The sequence below is a fragment of the Mucilaginibacter sp. FW306-07-L genome (assembly GCF_058782065.1).
This window is the reverse complement of record NZ_JBYSXI010000001.1, coordinates 2,261,987-2,284,074: the sequence shown is the minus strand read 5'-3', so window position 1 is coordinate 2,284,074 and position 22,088 is coordinate 2,261,987. Positions and strand designations below refer to the sequence as shown.

Annotated in this window: 10 protein-coding genes; 9 read left to right on the top strand and 1 reads right to left on the bottom strand. The window is 45.5% G+C overall.

All coding sequences use genetic code 11. From position 1 onward, the window contains the following. The first annotated feature begins 99 nt into the window (after positions 1 to 99). Positions 100 to 1,866 carry an arginine--tRNA ligase gene (argS, locus tag AC3WJC_RS09890; RefSeq protein WP_492398919.1) on the top strand — a complete coding sequence of 589 codons (1,767 nt, stop codon included), beginning with the start codon at positions 100 to 102 and terminating at the stop codon, positions 1,864 to 1,866. Between the two features lie 30 nt (positions 1,867 to 1,896). Here the strand turns inward: argS and AC3WJC_RS09885 are convergent, their stop codons facing one another. Beyond that, positions 1,897 to 3,234 (bottom strand): sigma-54-dependent transcriptional regulator, encoded by a 1,338-nt coding sequence (locus AC3WJC_RS09885; RefSeq protein ID WP_492398918.1) that lies wholly within the window; start codon positions 3,232 to 3,234, stop codon positions 1,897 to 1,899. A 31-nt stretch (positions 3,235 to 3,265) separates the two neighbouring features. Here AC3WJC_RS09885 and AC3WJC_RS09880 point away from each other — a divergent pair, with 31 nt between their 5' ends. The 8 genes from AC3WJC_RS09880 (at position 3,266) to AC3WJC_RS09845 (ending at position 22,001) form a co-directional block, all read left to right on the top strand. Beyond that, positions 3,266 to 3,409 (top strand): hypothetical protein, encoded by a 144-nt coding sequence (locus tag AC3WJC_RS09880; protein ID WP_492398917.1) that lies wholly within the window; start codon positions 3,266 to 3,268, stop codon positions 3,407 to 3,409. Positions 3,410 to 3,500: 91 nt separating this feature from the next. Beyond that, positions 3,501 to 5,594 (top strand): phosphate acetyltransferase, encoded by a 2,094-nt coding sequence (gene pta / locus AC3WJC_RS09875; RefSeq protein ID WP_492398916.1) that lies wholly within the window; start codon positions 3,501 to 3,503, stop codon positions 5,592 to 5,594. 20 nt (positions 5,595 to 5,614) lie between these two features. Then, the gene (locus AC3WJC_RS09870) at positions 5,615 to 6,814 is read left to right on the top strand and encodes an acetate/propionate family kinase (protein ID WP_492398915.1); all 1,200 of its coding nucleotides are present in this window, start codon (positions 5,615 to 5,617) and stop codon (positions 6,812 to 6,814) included. Between the two features lie 265 nt (positions 6,815 to 7,079). After that, positions 7,080 to 9,965, top strand: a complete 2,886-nt coding sequence (locus AC3WJC_RS09865; protein WP_492398914.1) for a sensor histidine kinase — start codon at positions 7,080 to 7,082, stop codon at positions 9,963 to 9,965. Positions 9,966 to 10,007: 42 nt separating this feature from the next. Continuing rightward, complete coding sequence (locus AC3WJC_RS09860; RefSeq protein WP_492398913.1) at positions 10,008 to 10,661, top strand: response regulator; 654 nt, start codon at positions 10,008 to 10,010, stop codon at positions 10,659 to 10,661. 97 nt (positions 10,662 to 10,758) lie between these two features. Then, positions 10,759 to 12,462, top strand: coding sequence for a hypothetical protein (locus AC3WJC_RS09855; RefSeq protein WP_492398912.1), 1,704 nt, complete (start codon positions 10,759 to 10,761; stop codon positions 12,460 to 12,462). A 6-nt stretch (positions 12,463 to 12,468) separates the two neighbouring features. After that, positions 12,469 to 20,034, top strand: coding sequence for a carboxypeptidase-like regulatory domain-containing protein (locus AC3WJC_RS09850; RefSeq protein ID WP_492398911.1), 7,566 nt, complete (start codon positions 12,469 to 12,471; stop codon positions 20,032 to 20,034). Then, on the top strand, positions 20,022 to 22,001 hold the full coding sequence (locus AC3WJC_RS09845) for a fibronectin type III domain-containing protein (protein ID WP_492398910.1): 1,980 nt from the start codon (positions 20,022 to 20,024) through the stop codon (positions 21,999 to 22,001). The genes AC3WJC_RS09850 and AC3WJC_RS09845 overlap by 13 nt, the downstream gene beginning before the upstream one ends. Positions 22,002 to 22,088: the final 87 nt, after the last annotated feature.

Here is a 22,088-nt window from a genome sequence, read left to right as displayed (position 1 = left end):
AAGGTTATAATCAGAACAAATCTATTACAAAATATGGTACAGAAGTGCGCGGTGTTATTTTTTACACCTAACTCGCATCATTTTAATTAATTTTGGCGGATGAATTTTATTACTGATGCCGCCATTAAGGCCGTTAAGGAACTTTATAATACTGATATTACCGCTGATGCCATAAGTTTGCAGGAAACCCGCAAGGAGTTTGAAGGCCAGCTAACTATAGTAACCTTTCCGTTCACTCGCTTCTCACGCAAATTGCCGGAGCAAACCGGTACCGAGATAGGCGAGTATCTGAAAGCGAACGTAAACGAGGTATCGGCTTTCAACGTAATAAAAGGATTTCTGAATATCTCAATTGCTGATGATTACTGGCTGAACACGCTTTACAACCAAATACTATCAAGCGATTTTGCAGAACCACAGTACAATGGACAAAAGGTAATGGTGGAGTATTCATCACCCAATACCAACAAACCGTTACACCTTGGGCACGTACGTAACAACCTATTAGGTTTTTCGGTAGCGCAAATATTAGCTGCAGCAGGGTATGAGGTGGTTAAGGCTAATTTGGTAAATGATAGAGGTATACATATCTGTAAATCCATGCTGGCCTGGCAAAAGTTTGGTGAAGGTGAAACACCGGAATCATCAGGTTTAAAAGGCGACCATTTGGTAGGTAAGTACTATGTTATTTTTGATAAGGAATACAAAAAGGAAATAGAAGCACTAAAAGCCGAAGGCCAAACCGAGGATGAAGCCAAAAAGAACGCCCCACTGATAAAAGAAGCCCAACTCATGCTGCAAAAATGGGAAGCCGGTGACGAAGACGTGATCAGCCTGTGGAAAACCATGAATAGCTGGGTGTATGCCGGTTTTGATGAAACGTATAAGCATCTCGGGGTTGATTTTGACAAGTTCTATTACGAATCAAATACCTATTTGTTAGGCAAGGATATTATTGAGGAAGGCCTCGCCAAAGGCGTATTCTTTAAAAAAGAAGATGGCTCGGTTTGGATCGACCTGGCCGGGGATGGCCTCGACCAAAAGCTGGTACTGCGTGCTGATGGCACATCCGTATACATTACCCAGGATATTGGTACAGCCCTGCTGAAATACAATGATTTCGGTATGGATAAGTCGATCTATGTTGTAGGTAACGAGCAGGATTACCACTTTAAGGTACTCTTCCTGATATTGCAAAAACTCGGCAAGGCCGATACCAACAGCTTGTTCCACTTGTCTTACGGCATGGTTGATCTGCCGTCTGGTAAAATGAAATCGCGCGAAGGTACGGTGGTTGATGCGGATGATTTGATGGATGAGATGGAAGCCACCGCCAAACAACGTACCGAAGAACTGGGTAAAGTTGAGGGTTTCTCGGAAGAAGAAAAGAGCGCCTTGTACCATACTATCGGTATGGGGGCATTAAAATACTTTTTACTAAAGGTCGATCCTAAAAAACGTTTATTGTTTGACCCGAATGAATCAGTAGATTTTCAGGGACATACCGGGCCTTTCATACAATACACCCATGCCCGTATCAAATCGGTACTAAACAGGGCAGGGGTTGATTTTACGGAGCGTACCAGCGTTAGTACGCTTGCCGCAGAGGAACGCGAACTGATCGTGTTGCTTAATCAGTTCCCGGATATAATTGCACAAGCTGCAGAGGCTTACAGCCCGGCTGTTATAGCCAACTATGTTTATGAACTGGCGAAGGCGTACAATAAATTTTACCATGAACACTCCATTTTGCAAGCCGAAGATGAAGTATCCAAAAAGTTCAGGCTGCAATTATCAGCAGCATCAGCCAAAGTAATTAAAAAAGGTATGGCGCTGTTAGGAATTGAGGTGCCGGAGCGGATGTAATATAAAAGGGGCGTATGCCCCTTGTTTGTTTTAGTTCAACTGGTATTCGTCCAGCTTACGGTAAAGGGTTGTAAGCCCGATGCCTAATAAGCGGGCGGCCTCGGTTTTATTGCCGTGGGTATGTTGCAGCACTTTAAAAATATGCTGCTTTTCAACACTTGCTAAATCAAGGGCGGTAATTGGAATGCCACCGGAATTAAACTTATAGTCCGACGGTAGCAGGTCGGCGGTAAGGGTATTGCCTTCAGCTAAAATTACAGCGCGTTCCATGCAATTTTTTAACTCACGGATGTTGCCTTTCCAGTGGTGATTGTTCAGCAAGGTAATAAACTGCTCATCCATTTTTGTGATGCGGCTGTTTACTTTAGCGGCAAACTCGTCCAGGTAATGTTTGGCAAGCAGGTTGATATCGCCCTTCCGTTCGTTTAATGATGGCAGCGTAATGGTAAATACCGAAAGCCGATAGTACAGATCTTCGCGAAAGCGGCCTGCTTCAGCCTCTGTCATCAGGTCGCGATTGGTGGCCGCTAAAATACGTACGTTAACTTTGGTAGTTTGGGTGTCGCCAACCTTTATAAAAGTTTTGCTTTCCAGCACACGGAGTAACTTTGCCTGTAGTTCCAGGCTCATTTCGCCTATTTCATCTAAAAAAATAGTGCCGTACTGTGCTTCCTCAAATAGTCCTTTTTTATCTTTCACGGCACCGGTGAATGCGCCTGCTTTATAGCCAAATAACTCGCTCTCTAACAATTCGGGTGTAAAGCTGCTGCAATTAACGGCTACAAAAGGCATCAGCCTGCGCTCGCTCTCGTAATGTATGGCCGAGGCAAATACCTCTTTACCGGTACCGGTTTGCCCTAATAATAACACCGTGGTATTGGTAGCGGCAACCTTACGGCCTAAGGCTATGGCTTCGGTAATTTGTTTGGACTGGCCTATGATATTGGCGAAACTGTATTTTTTGCTCAGCTTGATTTCAAGCTCGTAAACCTTTAATTGCAGGCCGGCCTTTTCAACCGCCTGGTTAAGCAGCGGTATTATCTTTTCATTATCGTCGCCTTTTACAATGTAGTTAAAAGCGCCGTTTTGCATAGCTTTTACCGCATCGGTAATGTTACCGTAAGCCGTAAGGTTGATTACCTCCACATACGCACGTACTTCCTTTATTTTTTTAACCAGGTCCACACCGTTAACATCCGGCAGTTTAACATCGCTTAATACAGCCAGTATATTTTCACGGGCGAGTATTTTCAGTCCTTCTTTCCCGGTCTCCGCCTCAAACACCTCAAAACCTTCCAGCCCGATGATCCTTGATAATAAACCACGTAGTTTTTGCTCATCATCAATTATCAGTACCTGCGGTTTCATATAGTAAACGTTTTTGCAAATATATCTTAAAATGCCTGATATAAATCAGCCAAAGCAGGATGATAAGCCCGAGGGATTTGTAAAGCATATACTTGCCCCTTTTACTGCCGAATTAGTTGATGCAAGCCGAACAAATACTTCTCCTACAGGTTTAACGTTTAGTGTAAAGGGTTAGCCGTTTGCATAAAAGCATGGTGTAATATCCCATTAAACAATAAAAACAGGCATTTTGGCTATATTTGCGGTGCCTCAAAAATTTATCGACATTGACAAAAACAATATTCATCGCATCAGCCGAACCCTATAGTGGTAAGTCCGTTGTTACACTCGGCATAGTTGATATGCTGCTGGGCAAGGCGCAAAGGATAGGTTACTTTAAACCCATCATTAATACTGATCCCGCGGAGTTTAAGGATGTACACATTCAAACCATTCTCTCGCATTTTCAGTTGCCTTTGGCCTTTGAGGATACTTACGCCTTTACCCGCACCGAGGCTTTACAGCTTTTAAATGAGCAAAGCCAGGGCGAAATGATTGATACGATTATCAGCCGGTTTAAAAAGATAGAGGAGAACTACGATTTTACCGTAATAGAGGGCGGCGATTTTACAGGGCAGGGTACAGGGTTTGATTTTGAAAGCAACCTGCTTATAGCCCGTAACCTTAACGCCCCGGTGATTTTGGTCGTTTCAGGAGATGGAAAATCGATCTCAGAGATTATACAGGATGGCTTGAATTTATTTCATGCTTACCAATCGAGGGAGATACAGGTATTGGCTTTGGTGGCTAACAAAGTTCAGCCTAACCATGCCGATGATGTACGCAAGTTATTGGCATCGCAGTTACCTAAAGGAGTGATCAGCGCGGTAATATCTGCGGATAAGGCACTGCAAAATCCTACCGTGAGCGATATATTCGGGCATTTGGACGGCAGCTTGCTTTTTGGGGGCGAACACCTGGCCAACCAGGTTGATAATTTTGTAACCGGTGCCATGCAGGTACCCAATTTTTTGAGCTTTTTAAAGGATAACGTGCTCATTGTTACTCCAGGAGACAGGGGCGATATCATCATCAGTTCCTTACAGGCGAATCTGTCATCAAGCTATCCGCGGGTTGCAGGAATTGTATTAACCGCCGGGGTAGTGCCCGAGGAGCCTGTAATGCGCCTGATAGAAGGTTTGCAGAACGTTGTACCCATTATCGCGGTTAATGGCGGCACCTTTGAAACCACCAATAAAATAGCATCGGTAAAGGCACGCATAACGCCTGACAATACCAAGAAGATACAGTTAGCCATAGATACCTTTAACCGTTGTGTGGATACCAACGCGCTGGATGAAAAGATGGTGACTTACCACTCCGATGCCATGACACCGCACATGTTTCAGTATCAGTTAAGCAAATGGGCTAAAAAAGAGATCAAGAACATTGTGCTGCCTGAGGGTAATGATGACCGGATCATAATGGCGGCAGGCAGGCTGATCGCGCAGCAACTGGTTAAACTAACCTTGCTGGGTAACCCAACAGAAATAGCGGCATCCATCAAGCGTTTGGGTATCGATTTGGATATTAATGATATTAGCATTATTGACCCGGCAAACTCCGGGCATTATGAGGATTATGTAGAAACCTTGTATGAACTGCGCAAAAGCAAGAACCTGACTATGGAAATGGCGCGTGATTTAATGACCGATGTATCCTACTTTGGCACCATGATGGTTTATAAAGGACATGCCGATGGTATGGTATCAGGCGCGGTACATACCACGCAGCATACTATTCGCCCGGCGTTGCAATTCATTAAAACCAAGCCGGGTATTTCTACCGTATCGTCCATCTTCTTTATGTGTTTAGAGGATAGGGTATCGGTATTTGGCGATTGCGCGGTTAACCCTAACCCAACAGCAGAGGAACTGGCGCAGATAGCCATTTCATCAGCCGATAACAGTATGCGTTTTGGTATTGAGCCACGTATCGCCATGCTGTCATACTCGTCTGGCACTTCCGGTGCGGGCGAGGATGTGGAGAAGGTACGCCGTGCTACCGAACTCGTAAGGCAGCAACGCCCGGATCTGAAGGTAGAAGGCCCGATACAGTATGATGCCGCGGTTGACCCGGTTGTGGGTCAGCAAAAACTACCCGGATCAGAAGTAGCAGGGCAGGCCAGTGTGCTGATCTTCCCGGATCTGAACACAGGCAACAATACCTACAAAGCCGTACAGCGAGAAACCGGTGCCTTAGCTATTGGCCCTATGCTGCAAGGACTGAATAAGCCTGTTAACGATTTGAGCCGTGGCTGTACGGTTGATGATGTGTTCAATACCGTAATTATTACCGCTATACAAAGCCAAAATTCCTAAGCGTATACTATCTATTATATATGAATATTTTTGTGATCAATTCGGGCAGCAGCTCTATAAAATACCAGCTATTTAATAGTGAATCTGCCGAGCCGGTATGCAGCGGTTTGGTGGAGAGGATAGGCCTTACCGACTCGCTTATTAAGCATACCGTTTTTATTAATGGTGAAGAAAAGGTAGTTAAACTGGAAACCAGCATACCTAACCACGAGGCAGGTATGTTTGAGGTGGAAAAGCTACTTATACAACCCGGCATTGCCGTAGTTCACAATCCGGATGACATTACCGTTGTTGGCCACCGTATAGTGCATGGCGGTGAAACGCTTACCCAAACTACTATAATAACTGACGAGGTAAAAGAGAAGATCAGGGAACTTTATCCGTTGGCACCCTTGCATAACCCAGGCCACATAAAAGGTATTGAGGTAGCGCAAAGCATATTTAAAAAAGCTACGCAGGTGGCGGTGTTTGATACGGCATTTCACCAAACCATGCCCGAAAAGGCTTACCGCTACGCCATTCCTGATACTTTTTACAAGGATTATGGCATCCGTGTTTATGGATTTCACGGTATAAGCCATAAATATGTATCGGGCAAAGCTATTGAATACCTGCAAAAGCCGGATGCAAAAATCATCACAATACACCTGGGTAACGGCTGTAGCATGGCAGCTGTTAATGCGGGTAAATGTATTGATACCAGCATGGGGCTTACGCCATTAGATGGCCTGATTATGGGTACCCGCAGTGGTAACATAGATGCCTCGGTGCTATTGTTCCTGATCGAGCAACAAGGGTATGATGCTGCCGAACTTACTGCGCTTCTAAACAAAAAAAGCGGTATGTACGGCCTCACCGGCTATAGCGATATGCGCGATATTACCGGCATGATGAACAATGGCAGCGATGCCGCCGCTTTAGCTTATGAGATGTATGCCTACCGCGTGCGTAAATTTATAGGCGCTTACGCCGCTGCCATGAATGGTTTGGACGCTATCGTGTTTACCGCCGGTGTTGGCGAAAATGATGCCTTGGTGCGTGAAATGGCCTGCCGGGATATGGATTTTATAGGTATTGAGTTAAACGTAGCGGAAAACGCTCAACGTAAACCGGGCCTGCGTGAAATTAGCACCACCGGTTCTAAAGTAAAAGTACTGGTTATACCTACTAACGAAGAACTGGAGATCGCCCAACAATGTAAAGTGTTGCTTGAAGCGTAATAGTCAAATTGTAATAAACACAAAGGCCATGGTTGATCATAACCGTGGCCTTTGTGTTTATTACAAAACCAGCCCCTTCCGGCTAATAGATATTAATATTTTTTTAATAAATTATATCTAGCTGAAATATAGTGTATTAAAACGGTAGATTTGCCCGATAATATATTATATGCCTTCTCGCTCTTGTCATACAATATTAATAACAAATTTTTGTAAGCATTATAACTGCTTATTCAGGGTTTGTTGTTTTTATTGGTTGATAATATTGGGGATTGGCACAGATACGGCTTGCGGCCAAAGTTTAAATGGTACGGCCTACACCTTAAATGCCGATTTTTTAAGCAGCGATAATAACTTCATATCGCAAAATATTCGTGTTATTAAGCAAAACCGCGACGGCCTGCTGTTTTTTGGTACACGTTCGGGTTTAAGTGTTTATGATGGTTACAGGTTTGTTAACTTCAGCAAAACCGGTACGTTAAATATTGGCCGCATAAATGATGTTTATGAAATGCCCGATGGCAGCATGCTTGTAGCTACCGATAATAAAGCCTTATTTAAATATGATAAGGGCAAAATTAAACCCATCTTTCCTGACAATCAGCATACGCTGGCTAATTTTCAAATGGCGGCCTGGGGAAAACTGTTGGCTGCATCGCGCGAGGGTATTTACCAAATTACCGCTAACGGGCCGCAGGTAATTTCAACGCTGCTGCCCGGTAAACGTTTTTTTGACCTGGAACTATTAGGTAATAAATACATAGCGGCCTGCGGCGATAATACACCGCTAATTATTTTCAATTCCAGGCATCAGATAGTAGACAGCCTTTCGATAGGTACCGTTTATGATATGGAGATAGGCAGCGGCAATGATATCTGGCTGGCCACTCCGGAAGGGCTTAAACTGATGGATAAGGCTGCCGCTTTAAAAGGGAAAATAGTGCTCAGGCTTTTACCTGCCGAGTTAATGGCGGCGGGTTTAGATAAAAAGATAATCACCACCGTACGTTCAGATAGTTACCAAAATCTTTGGATCGGAACCATTTATGAGGGGCTTTATAAATATCACGACAGTAAACTGGCCGTGTTTAACAAGTTTAACGGCTTTGCTTATGATAGGGTGATCTGTATTTATGAAGATAAGGAGTACAATATATGGATAGGAACCGATGCCGGGATATTCAAGGTATCAAACCCGGTATTTGACTTTTTTAACCGCAAAAATGGCCTTGCTTCCAGTATCACCTGCTCGGCTATATTACTCAATAATAAAACATATATAGCTACCAACATGGGCATTTCTGTGTTGGACGAAATGGCTATTAACAAATTCACCACGCTTACCGCCACGGAGGATTGTATGTCTACCGATACTATGCAGGGTAAACTGTTGTTCACCAATACCAACCAACTCCATTTGGTTGATCTTGCATCAAAAAAGGAACAGGTACTTTTTACCTTACCTGATGGCGTAACCTTTAACCCCGCTACACGGCCCGTACCGGGTGACCCCAACAAGTTTTTTTTGACCAGTAAAGGCATCCTTAGGGGTTATGGTACAAAGTTCAACTACCTGCCCGCCGTAAACGATGATGTACGGGCCATGCTGATCGACAAAAAGAGGCAATTGCTTTTTGCCGCCGGTCATGATGCCGGTTTAAAGGTTTACAGCTATCGCGATAGCAGCGGGAAGTTATTGGTGAAGCCGCTTTTTAAAACCGTGTTGCCATCATACGCCCAAAGTTTGGTAATAAGCGATAAAGGTGAACTATGGGCCGGAACATTGAAAAACGGCATACAGCTATATTCAGTAAATGCCCAGGGGCAACTCAAGTTATCAGGTAAATATGATTATAAAGGCGGTCTTTCATCCAATATCATCTACTGCTTGTATAAGGATAGCAGGCAAAATATTTGGGTTGGTACCGATGCCGGGGTGGATAAGCTTTGCGGTACAGGTAAGGGCACCCTTATTCAGAATTTTTACAAGCTGTATAATTTTCAACAGGAGGTATACTCTATCTACGAATCCCCTGATGGTAATGTATGGCTTAACGGCTTTGATGGGTTGGTAAAGGTATACCGCTCGCGCCAGCTTAAAAAACCGGGGAGCCCTAATGTTTTGCTCAATATGGTTAGGGTATCGGGCGATAGGGATACGGTATATAATTATCCTGATAACAAACGGATCAAACTAAGTTATGCAGATAATACATTATCGTTTGAATATGCTTCGCCCGGTTTCCGTAAGGAGCGTTCGAGGCTGTATTCATACCGCCTGTTAGGTAGTAACTACACTGCCTGGAGCGAGCCGTCAGCCAAAAATTCCGTCATTTTTGCACAGGTTAAGCCGGGGCGGTACGCGTTCCAGGTACGGGCCGGTGATGCCGACGGGCAATGGTCGGTACAACCGGCAGTATTTTATTTCACCATCCGGCCGCCGTTTTGGTTAACCACCTGGTTTTTTGTGTTGAGTGCAATTGTGTTTTTTGTGGTGGTTTACAGCATCTATCGTTATCGTATCAACCAGATGCAAAAGGTAATGCTGATACGTAACCGCATCTCACGTGATTTGCATGATGATGTTGGTGCTACCCTGAGCAGCATCAGGATATTGACCGAAGTCGCCCGTAAAAAGCTGATCAATAACCAGGCAGAAGAATCGGTAAACCTGCTCGAAAAAATAGGCCACCAGTCTGTTGAGATGATCGATCAGATGGGGGACATTATCTGGTCGGTAAACCCGGCTAACGACAGGCTGGACCGCTTGATAGAGCGTATTCAAAATCAGTTCAACAGTTTGTGTATCGCCAAAGGCATTGTTTTATCTATTGATATGTGCGATGAGCTCCAGGTTCAAAAGCTGCGCATGGAGCATCGCAAGCATCTGTACCTGGTTATCAAGGAGTCGTTAAACAACGCGCTTAAATACGCCGGGGGGAGTAAAATAGCCATGCGGATTTGGGTGGAAGCATCAAAGTTAAGCATCACTATAAAGGATAACGGGAATGGCTTTGACAAAAGTACCATAAACCAGGGCAACGGCCTGCGCAACATGCGCGAGCGTGTTAAGCTGATAGGCGGTGTGTTGGATATCAGATCGGAAAGCGGTGTGGGTACCGAGATCAAAATTAAGTGCCCGCTCACCTGAATGGGGGATTGACAAGCATCCCTTAATTAAGTAAAATTACGTATGCCATCACGAATACTCCTGTTTGAGGATAACACCAGCATTATTGAAGCCTACAAACTGCTTTTAGCCGATGAGGAGGAGTTACTGCTTTGCGCCAGTTTTGTAAATACCGATATGCTGGCGGAACGCATTCAGCACTTTAAACCCGATGTGGTGCTGATGGATATAAACATACCACCTGTTGATGGTATTGAGGCTACGCGTACCATTGCAAGCCGTTTTCCGGAGGTTAAGGTAATTATTCAAACTATTTTTGATGAGGACAACAAGATCTTTTCGGCACTTTGCGCGGGTGCTTCGGGCTATATGCTAAAAAACGCGCCGGCTGAAAACATTGCCGACGCTGTTAAGGATATTTTAAAAGGCGGCTTCCCCATGTCGCCATCTATCGCGCGTAAGGTACTGGCCCTGTTTAAAACGGATGCCATGCGCCAGTTGTTCGCTGCCCGCCACACGCCCGATTACCAGCTAAGTCCGCGCGAAAAGGAAATTCTTAAACTACTGGTAGCCGGTTTGAGTTATAAAATGATAGCCGCCGAATGCCATATCGGTTTTGAAACGGTAAAATCGCACATTAAAAAAATATATGAAAAATTACACGTTACCTGTGTGTCTGAGGCGGTTGCGAAGGCTATACATGAACGTGTTGTGTGATTTTCCCCCGAATGGGGGATTTTAACAGCCTCAAATTCGCCCTTACTTTATAATGCATTTACACCCTGCCATAAAAGGGATCACCTAACTGCATTATATGAAAATTCTTTACAAAGTTTCCTGGTGCGTTATTGTTTTTGCAATGTGTTACAGCATGGTAAATGCGCAGGATCTGGGTAATATTTCGGGCCAGAAACCCTTTACTATCTCAGGTAGTTTAGAAGCCCGTGGCATTGCCTATTCAGTAAGCGGTATTGCTGAAAGACGCTCACCCTTTACCTACCTGTTATCAGGCAGCCCGGTTATCAGCCTGTACGGTTTTACTATTCCTTTCACCATTAATGTAAGCGAATCCGATAGGTCTTTCCGTCAGCCCTTTAACCAGTTCGGCATGAGTCCCACTTATAAATGGATCACTGTACATGCCGGTTACCGCAACATCAGCTTTTCACCTTATACTTTAGGCGGGCACACCATGCTTGGTGCAGGGGTAGAACTTAACCCCGGTAAGTTACGCGTGGGCTTTATGTATGGCCGCCTTAACCGGGCTACTACAATTGATACCACTACACAGGCGCTGGTACCATTCTCCTTTTCGCGCAAGGGATATGCCGCCAAACTGGGCTATGGCAGCGAACGCAACTATTTTGAGCTGAGTTTCCTGAAAGCTAAGGACGACAGCACCTCGGCACCAAATGGTATAGTTGCCGATAGTTTATTTATAACGCCCGAAGCAAACGCCGTTTTGGGCTACCGTTTCAGGTTCTCCTTTTTGAAACACTTTTTTGTGGAGAGCGACGGTGCCGGAAGTATTTATACCCGCGACCTGAACTCGCCCATCCCGCTTGATTCGCTGGATAACGAATTTTTAAAGCGACTTAAAAGCTTCGCTAATATCAATGCCACATCGGAGTTTTATACCGCTTTTGCCGGTTCGATCGGTTTTAAAAAGAAAGGTTATGGATTAAAGGTAAACTATCGCCGTATCGATCCCGACTTTAAATCAATGGGTGCCTACTTCTTTAACTCTGATATCGAGGACTGGACAGTAGCACCAAGCTTCACCATGCTTAAAAATAAGGTGCGCTTTGCCGGCAGTATCGGCTTTCAGCACGATAACCTGAAACAGCAAAAGCAGGCCACTAACCGCCGTGTGATCGGCTCGGCCAACATGTATCTTGATTTCACCCAATCACTGGGGCTTGATGTATCCTACAGCAACTTTTCCAGCAACCAGCGGCCGCAAACCGCCCGCTTTGCCGATTCATTGCGCATCGTTCAAACCACCAGTAACCTGAGCTTTATGCCGCGCTATTTTATTATAACACCCGGTGCAAGCCATGTAATAACAGCCGCGCTTACTTTTAATGATCTGAATGATTACAATACTTATTTTTCTGATCAGGGGATAAGCCGTAACATCAGCACCAAACAGTATTTTCTTAATTACAATATTACGCTCCCGGCAAAGCAGCTTAGCCTGTTTATCAACTTTAACAATACCAACCTTAAAGGGGCTTTATTATCTGATAAATACTATGGCGTTACCCTTGGCGGGAATAAAAGCATGCTGAAAAATAAGCTGCAAACAGGGCTCAATGCGTCGTTCACTCGGGGTATAACCGACCAGGGGCGTTCGCTTATCATCAACAGTAACGCCAACATAGGCTACCAGGTGCGCAAAAACCAAACGGCAAGGCTTAACTGGTTTTTAACCAATAACCGCCCCGCAACGGCCAATCAGCAACTGGCTACTTTTACCGAATCCCGAACCGAGATCAGTTACCTATTTAACTTTTAACATCACATGAAGATCAAAAATATACCCGCCCGACTGATATTGATACTGATTGCCCTGTTAGGGTTTGCCGGTGGTGCTGCCGGTCAGGTTAACGTTTCGGTACAACTACTGCCGCCAGTGCCTAATAAAATTACCGATTATAGCTCAAGGCCGCAACTGGTGGTTATTAATGTTATTAATACATCGCGTACCGCGCAACGCATACAGCTTAGGGGCGCGGTGACGGGCGACAATGGCATTGAATTGCGTACAAAGCCTAATTACAAAAGTAAAACGCCCATGGTACTTAATCCTGGCGAAGTGCGTAACCTGAACGGGAATGACCTGGCTTACTTTTTTGATTATACGCAGCTAAACTATACCGGCATTAACCAAACTGATTTTATTAAGAAGAATGGCCTGCCCGAAGGTACTTACCAGTTTTGCCTGCGTGCTTACGATTTTGATACCAACCAGCCATTAAGTGCCGATGAGCCGCTGGGTTGCAGTGCGCCGTTCATTATCAATAACCTGGAGCCGCCTGTAATTATTAAGCCTTATGCGGATGAAAACCTGTCGGCCAACGTGGGACAAACGTTTGTGATAAGCTGGAGCACCCCCGCGGGTTCGCCGCCAACAATTAAGTACCGCATCCGGATGGTTGAGATATTGGGCAACAGTAACCCGAACGACGCGTTGATGACCGCTACCCAGCCTTACTTTTTTGATAAAGAGGTGATGGGTAATATGTACGTGTACAACCCGGCCGATCCGCAGCTTACACCGGGCAGGCATTATGCAATGATGATCGAAGGGTTTGACCCATTGGGGCAGCGTGCTTTCAGAAACAATGGCCGAAGCGAGGTCATATCATTTAGCTATGGCCTGCAATCAACAGATAACTTAGCGACGATACCCGTATTGGTGCCGGTTAATGGCAGCCAAACACAAGGCGCTGATGTAAAGAACAAGCCCAACCTGATAGAAGTAAATAACAGCCGCGACCTGTACATCCGTTGGGACAGTGTGCCGGGTATCCGGCCCGCTGTTACCAGTTTTACCATGCTGGTAAACAAAGGCGGGCAAACTATCATCAAAAAACAAATGACGGATGGCACCATGTACTACCAGGCACCAAAAGCTGATGTGCCATTACAAAACGGACAACGATATACGGTTAAAGTTGAGGGGTATGAAAGGGCTACCAATAAGCTGATAGGTATATCAGATGAGGTACCCTTTACATACAAAATTATTGCTGATGACGTGCAGCCTTTAAAGGATACGCTGAGCCTTGATGCCCGTATAGCTTATAAGTATGATGGCGAAAGCACTACTTATCCGTATGCGGGTAAGGTGTATCTCTATAAATCATACCGCTTGCGCGATACCGTTGGCGGTAAAATAAACGACCATGCCGTACCGGCCGCCGAAGTATATGGCAGCGAGGATGAACTGGCCGCCACCGGTACTACCGATGCCGAGGGTAAAGTGCATTTTAACTTTGCCAGCTTTAAAACACCCGCGGCACTGCCGGCATCTATTACAAAAGATTATCCGGGAAACGGCAGCTTATCTGCGGTTTACCAGGTTAGGCTGGCTAACCCATACCTGGCTGATCCGGAGCAAAGCATCACATTTGGTAACAAACAAAAGGATGCCGGGGATATGGTGGCCACGGCCTACGCTTACGATCTGAAAGTCAATATCAATAAAGGCTACACAGCCGGTTCGAGTTTAAATGGAAAGCAAATAGTTGTAGTTAATGAAGGCTTGGCTGGGCTTAAAGCAGTGCTATACCGTAAACAAAAAGCTGCCAACATACCAAAATATGAAGCTGATAAACTGGTACAGGAGGGGTTGAAGAAACCTGTACTTGGTGAGGATGCGAAGATTTTGGTGGTGGCCACTGATACCACCAGGGTTGTTTATGACAAGCAAGGCAAAGCCCACGCCGAAGCCAATTTTAAAAACCTGCTGTGTGCAGCGTCGCCTGATGATACGTATTGGATAGGTGTATACAGCGGTACCACCAAGGTTGTTGATGAGCCTTTCAGGTACGAACGGCCTAAAAGCAACATCAAAAGATTTAAAGCAGGGGCGACATCTTCACAAAAAGCAAATAATTTCCGTTATAGTGTAACTACGGATGTTAACTGGGTAACTGCCGATCCGCCGCTGGCTAACCTGAAAGGCCGTATACTCTACCGTTATAAGGATGGGGTAGGCGGCGCACGTCCGTTGGATAATAAAGCGATCAGGCTGGTACCCGTGTATGTACTGTCTGACACCATTAGCCGCAAGCAATATATTGTAAGTGATAAGGCCAGCTTGATACCGGTAAATAGCGACAATACCTACAAGCAAGGCGAGCCCGAAAAGAGCTTTAAGGACCTGCCTGATTTTATAGGTGACGTTAACGGTACCGCCGGACAAACAAAAGCTGACGGTTCGTTCGAGATGAATAATATTCCGCTGTGGGATTCGGTAAAGAACTTTACGGGTTTATACAATTTGCCGGTACCGGTTATTAAAAAGCCCGAAGTGCCTAAAGCTAAAGGCGACAAAAATATTATCGAGGAGATAATGACCGAGCTGATCGATTCCAGGATCAACCCGGTGGATAATTATGCCAATACTAACACCATGAATCCTGGTATGCCTTATGATACCAAGGCCACTAATAACACCAAAGCATTTGGCGGCGGTGTGGTAAATGTAAACAGCGGCAATGTTTTTATTGGCGGCGAAAAGGGTGCTTTTATCAGTAACCAGGTAAACGGCTTTAGCGGTCAAAAAGGCGCGTTACAGGGTAAAATGAATCAGGTTGGCGGCCCGCACCCGGCTTTTGATGAAAGGCCGGCAGATGGGCAATATGTTTCGCCTAACCCCATGAAGCTTGTTCGATGCTATCGGGTTATAGTGAATGAAAAGGATTACCTGAGCCCAGACAACAACATCATCATCAACCCGCTCGAAACTGTTGATGCGGGTACCCTGTACAGCGATGTAAAAACCTTTACCGCCAGGGTTGTAGTAAGGGCTAAGGATGATCATAAAATATTAAACAACGTAGGCCTGTTGCTTAAACGCCGCGGATCCGAAAATGATGTGGTACCCAAAGGCGAAAGTGAACAGGTGCCGGCACGTGTATTTACAGACAGGGGTAAATCAGGAGGGTATAACTACATACTGGCCGATCAGTTATTTACCCAGGCTGATACCAACCGTAACGTATTCAGGCACCTGCTTGCCGATAGGGTTTATGATATGTACCCGTCTATTAATGATACGGCCAACAACCTTTCATCTTACAAAGATGGTTACCCGCGTATGGTTAGCAGCAGCGCAGGGGGCACATTTAATAACGATTATGTAGAGCCGGTTGTTAGCTACAACGTTGAGCTTGAACCCGATGAGCCTATAATTGCGGGCAGGCTGCTGAATACCAACGGTACCAACGGATTGACCGAAGGCGGCGTTTGGATAGCGACAGATAAGGGGGTGCAGATCAGCGTGCCGCTGTTGCCGGGTGGATACTTTGTGTATCAGGCACCAAAAGGCACCAACATTAGTAAATGGACACTAAGTTGCGCCGCTTGGGGTTATGAACCGAATAAGGTCGAAAATCCGCCGGTAAGTTCCGCGGTAACGGTAAACGGCTTCACCTTTACCATGACAACCGTTAACAACGGCGACAAGAATTATAACATCACTAACGGCTGGGTAAAAATTAACCTGCCGGATATGAAGCAGGGTCAAAAGGTATTTAAAAACTTTTACTTTACGCCAAAGGCCACTATAACAGGTACGGTAGTTAACGCCAAAAGCATTGGCATACCCGCGCTTTACAAGGTAGAAGGTAGCGGCTTAATTGAAGAAACAACAAGCAACTGTACTACACAGGCAGGCGGTGCCCCGGCATCAGGCTCCAATACAGTTTTTACCGGGCAAACTATGGCAAACCTGCCGGGCCAGGTGAATATGGGTAATCCAACGGGTTCAAATAAAAACATAACTCCGGTTACTAATACTAATTTTAAGGCAGCTAACAATAATAACAAAACCGTAGTAACACCGGTAGGAGGCATAAATAACAGCGGTACCAAAAATGTGGCTGCTAATGTAGTGATCACCCCTCCGGGCAGCATATTTACCGGTACCATGGCGGGTATGTGCATCCAAAAATTCAGCGCGGCAGTACCAACAGGTAAGCAGGCCAAACTCATCATTATACCTAATGATCTGAAATACTTTAACGATACGGTTGTCATTAACTCCCCGACATTAGGTGAGAACAAGGTTGGCACCCGTACACTGATAACCCGCGAACACCGCATGAACTTTATAGTACGCGGCCGCAGAAAGGACGGGCAGATCGTGCCGCTATCAGGCACTAAAATTAAGCTGTTGGATAGTACCCTGACAGCGGGTGGGGGCAGCAATGTAACCTATCAGTTCGCTAACATTAGCCAGCAAAACTTTTGGGTTAAGGTAACGCCTCCGGCAAACACCAATTTTATCCCGCAAGAGCAAACTATTTTTAATGTGGAAACCAAGAATTTTCAGAATGTATATATCACATTGGATGAGGGCGATGCCGTTTATGGTACCGTAACCCTTGCCGGTGCGCCGCTGCCCAATGCCGAGGTAAGCGTTACGCAAGGTAGTGGCTCAGCAAGCGCTGTTGCCATAACCGGTGCCGATGGCAGGTATCGTATAAACGGTATTAAAAATCCTGTAAAGGGCAAAGTAAATGTGGTGGTATCGGCACCAAACAAGTCTTCTCAGCAATTCATAGTAGGGCAAACCAAGCAGGCAACCATCAACGCGGAAACCAATTTCGATTTAAGCAATTATAACGAGTTGGATATATCGCACCTGCTTGGTTATACCATTAAGGTAACCGGGCTGCAAAAAAGTAATGGCAAAACATACCTCAGCGGAGAAATTATATTGCCTGATGATGCCGAGTTCCGTAACTGGGATAATGCCAATAAGGTAACCTTTACCAACGTGGCTATCAAGGCTAACACGGCGCAAAAACGTAACAGTGCCAATATATCATACGCCGAACCTGAAGCTGATATTGAGCTGGACAATGTAACCCTTAAAAGCCGCTTTAACGAGTATAATGTGATGATAAAGGGCGATGGCGGTAAGTCAAACTTTGTTCGTATGGGTGTCTCGGCTGATAACATGATTATTAAAAAACTGGCCGCTTTTAAAGGGGCGATCAATGGTAAGGTGCATATTGTTGATAACAGCTTTAACTTTCCGCAGAGTTATATGAGCTTTACCAACTCGCAGTTTTATTTTGCTGACAAGCAAAATGATAGTTATACCAACAATTTGCAGATCAACACTACTACAGGTGTGGAAACTGGTGGCCTTGCACCGGTTACAGCCTCGCATGTATGGTATTTTTCAAACAGTACAGGCAAGGCTTTGAGCTTTAAATACCTGGGCTTCAAGGCTACCAGCGAACTGGTTGACAGCTATTTCACTAACAGCAAGATCAACATTAAGCCAACTATAACCGCCAATGTTGAAACGCCTGATGATAAACCACTTGAAGTTAAGATGCCAAAGGTTACGTTTAATACCACGACTGTTGACGCGGTTACCTCGGCACAGCCTATTGAGTTTAACCTCGAGAATTGGAAGGTTAAGATCAGTAAATGGGTAGCCGCTACCGAGGAGGGTGGTATACTGGCCACGACTGCCTCGCAAAACTATGTGCAAACTACGGCAGGGCTCAACATCTCCTTCAAAACATTCAGGCTGCGTAGTGATGAGATGCTGATAGATGATGTAAACCTGAGTCAGCTAAAACTGGGTGGTATAAAAGATGTGCAGGTAAACCCGGGTAACGTAGTGTTCGGGCTGGATGAACGCACCGGTAATGATCTGAAAAAGCACTTTGTACTGAGGCTGCTTGGCCAGTACGGCGGTATTGCCGGTAGCATAAACGGTTTGCCGGGCTTCGCCAAACCGCTTGATCTGGAAGCGGTAACGCTGGTGAGCAACGGTGAGCAGTATATCGATTTTGCTACCAATTCATCATCCGTAAAGGTATTTAATGCGGTAAACTTTAAACCAATAGCGCTTGAGGCTACCGAGGGCGGCTTTAAACTGGCTGGCGATATGGATTTTGGCATACCACGCCTCGAGCCGCAATACGGTGGCTTTAGCTACACCGCCGGAGCAGGTGGCCAGCTAAAGTGGGATATGGATCTGAAAGATATCAAATTTGATATTGGCAAAGGCTATGTAAAATTCACCTCCTTAACTGATCCTACTAAGGATAATGGTAAAAAAGTACTGAGCGATAAACATGTGGAGATATGGGGTACGGTTACCGAGCCGGGCAAACTGGATAACCTGGAAGTAAAACTGGTTAAGGATGTTGACGCGGCAGGCAATGCTACCATCGCTATCAACCAGCGTGCGGCTGTTTATCCAATGGCGATGGGCGGCGGCAGTAACAACAAAATGATAATGAACGTTACCAAAACATGGACAAAAGTTATCAATAACGATTGGGATTACCTGCGCTTTACCGGCAAAATGGATCAGCAATACCAGGGCGGCGGTTTTGGCGATAAGGACATGACCTTTGCCGTGTATGGCGAAATTCAATTGGATAATGGCCAGGTACAGCTATCAAACATAAAAACGCCATTTGGCAAAATGGAACTGGTGTTTGACTGGCCTAAGAAAGAGATCCGTGGCACCGTGCAGATTGAAGGTCCCGGCGGTGAGCCGATCAGCATACCCGGCGGCCTGAAATTTAAGGGCATGGCCGAAACGTTGCTTGGCCCGCAGGGATTTTACTTTGTGTTGGCAGGCGATGTAAACGTGCCTACCGTTCCCCTGATATTTCCTTTTAAGGCGGGGATATTGCTTGCTTACCATAACAGCGTACCTAAAGCGGTTTTTGATAAAACCGCGCAGTTTATGTACAACAAAACCTACCCATGCGGTACGGGTGATGGTAAGGCATTCAAGGGCTTTATGATCGCCGCCCGTAAGGATGTTATTGACCCGGTTAACTTTAAGCTGGATGTACCGCCGGGTTTCCCGATAGCCAGTGCTTACATAAACATTGAAGTAGGGGTTGATGCTACCTTTTACGGCAGCTTTACAAAAAACATTGAACTATCATTTACACCGGCGGTATTTGGTGAAATATCAATGGGCTTAGGCAGTGGTTTAACCTGTACCGAAATGAGCGCGAAAGTAAAACTGAACGCCATGGGCCGCTTCAGCGCTACTATGGTAAATGCCGATCCGTTAGGCGATTATGTGTTTATCGGCGCGCTATGTATGTCGCTGCACCTGGATGGCTACATCAGGCAGCGCACACCGGTGCTGATTGATTGTATATCGCCAACATTGATTGATTTTAATAAAGGATTTACGTTGGGAGCCATGTTTGGCCTGCGCGCCGGAGTAAATGCCGGTGGCGTATTAGCCGGGGCAACCAACCTAAGCCCGAGCCAGGTTTTAAACAACGTTAAAATTGAACCTTTCTTTAAAATACTGATGTCTGACTGTAACGAAAATATGAGCTCGCTATGTGTAAAATAAACATCCTGAAATTGTTATTGCTTGCCTTATGTATAAGTGTATGCAGCGATTTGCTGGCACAAACCAGTGTGGCGGTAAGCGGTGGTAACGGTATATATGTGTACTGTGGTACCACATTACCAAAAAAAGGCAGCTACATTATTAAACGTGCCGATGCCGGTAAAAACAACTGGCAAACAGTGGGCAGTACCCATTTCCCGGCCGACTCAAATTTGTTTTTTGCGAATTACGATCTGACCATGTCGCAAAACCCGGCGGCGGTACCTTTGGAGCCTGCCAAGCGGCCCATCATCTGGCGGATGCTGCAAAGGCAGGCCATTACCGATAGCTTAAATTACTATGCCTCACAACCCGCGTTTTTACAGGCGGCAGGGACGGTTTTTAATGATACATCAGCGGTTAGTGGCAAAACTTATGATTATAAGATCAGCCTTACAGCAGATACCAAAGGCGAGCAACTGGTGCGCTCAGTTACCCGCGGCGGCCGTGTTGACGAATATAAACTGCAAACCATTTACGCTGAACCGTATGAAAATAAGGTGGTGATACGCTATTATAGTCGTTATGCCAAGGTACCGGCCATGATTAAGCTCTACCGCCAGTATTATATGCAAACCGAATATACCGAGGTGCCAGCCACCTTTAATATGGTGACCGATAGCAACCGGCGGTTTTATATGATAACCGATATCAACGTAAAAAAAGACCTGTTATATAAGTATTATGCTGTACCGTATGACGCTTATGGCAATGCGGGGCAACCGTCGGACACGGCACGGCTGGCCAACATGGTGTCAAGCAACCTGCCCTCTGTTGAACGGCTGCAAGCCATAAGCGTAGAAAAGCAGCACGCCATAAAACTCACTTGGAAATATGCTCCTGTAAAATTTTTAAAGAGCATGAATATCTACCGCTCCGAAAGTTATGATACCACGAATTACGATCTGATTGCCAGTTTACAACCAACAGACACCGTGTTTTACGATAAAAAAGTATTGCCTATAAAAACGTATTATTATTTTATGACGCTTAACGGCGACCGTGTATCATCAACCCCAAGCGCGCGTGTACCGGGTATGTTAAAAGCGGACCGGTTAGCAACCCCGCCGCAACGGTTAAAGGTAAATGCGGATGGCACTGCCGCGGTGCTTACCTGGCGGCGCATGTCGGCAGATACGCGGGGGTACTACCTGTTCCGCAGTGAGGGGGATAGCACGCACATGAAACAGGTGTCGGGCTTAATACCGGTTTCGGGCGAATTTGACGAAGTTTACCGGGATAGCGTGGCCGGGAAAGGTAAACGTGATTTTTATTACATGGTTAAGGCCGAAAATAAATCGTATGCTATAAGCGCAGGTTCAAATAAGGTATTTACCACCATCAGTGGTAAGGCAAATATTACCAATGTGGTGAGTTTAAAGGTTAAGGATGTTGGCGGCCACCCGCTGTTGTACTGGCCGTTGTACCAGGATCAGCAAACGGTTTACAGTGCTTACACAGTTTACCGTAAAAAGCTGGATGAGCCTGCATCGGCCTACAAGCCGTTAGGACAGCAATTGCAAAGTACCATTAACTACTTTGAAGATACATCGGCGGTAAAGGGGATAAATTATACTTATTATTTGAGTATGATAAAAAACGATGGTCAGATCAACAAAACAGCCGAAGCTGCTTACCAACCATTCCGTGCAAAAATATTATCACCGGGCGGCATCATTGTTCAGCAGGATGGCAGCAACGCCAGTATTAGCTGGGATGTTACCGGGCAGGTTGATGTAAAGCAATACAAAGTGTACCGCCTTAATGCTGATGGCAGCGCGGCAGTTGTTGCTGAGGTTGAAAAAAACAAAGGTACTTACACAGCGGCGGCAGGTAGCAAACCCTACTTTACCGTGGTATGTGTTGATGCCCAGGGTAATGAAAGTGAAATTGAAAATTGGGTAGGTCTGCCTGCCACAACAAACTAAATACAGATACAGCGGCTTGCTAAAACGGAAAGCAACTGATCAGACATAGAATATATCACTAAAACTAACAAGAGTTTTTACAGCATC

What these genes read in the sequence shown, in the direction of transcription:
- argS (WP_492398919.1), top strand. Translation starts at nt 100, where the DNA reads ATGAATTTTATTACTGATGCCGCCATTAAGGCCGTTAAGGAACTTTAT.
- AC3WJC_RS09885 (WP_492398918.1), bottom strand. Translation starts at nt 3,234, where the DNA reads ATGAAACCGCAGGTACTGATAATTGATGATGAGCAAAAACTACGTGGT.
- AC3WJC_RS09880 (WP_492398917.1), top strand. Translation starts at nt 3,266, where the DNA reads ATGCCTGATATAAATCAGCCAAAGCAGGATGATAAGCCCGAGGGATTT.
- AC3WJC_RS09870 (WP_492398915.1), top strand. Translation starts at nt 5,615, where the DNA reads ATGAATATTTTTGTGATCAATTCGGGCAGCAGCTCTATAAAATACCAG.
- AC3WJC_RS09860 (WP_492398913.1), top strand. Translation starts at nt 10,008, where the DNA reads ATGCCATCACGAATACTCCTGTTTGAGGATAACACCAGCATTATTGAA.
- AC3WJC_RS09855 (WP_492398912.1), top strand. Translation starts at nt 10,759, where the DNA reads ATGAAAATTCTTTACAAAGTTTCCTGGTGCGTTATTGTTTTTGCAATG.
- AC3WJC_RS09850 (WP_492398911.1), top strand. Translation starts at nt 12,469, where the DNA reads ATGAAGATCAAAAATATACCCGCCCGACTGATATTGATACTGATTGCC.
- AC3WJC_RS09845 (WP_492398910.1), top strand. Translation starts at nt 20,022, where the DNA reads ATGTGTAAAATAAACATCCTGAAATTGTTATTGCTTGCCTTATGTATA.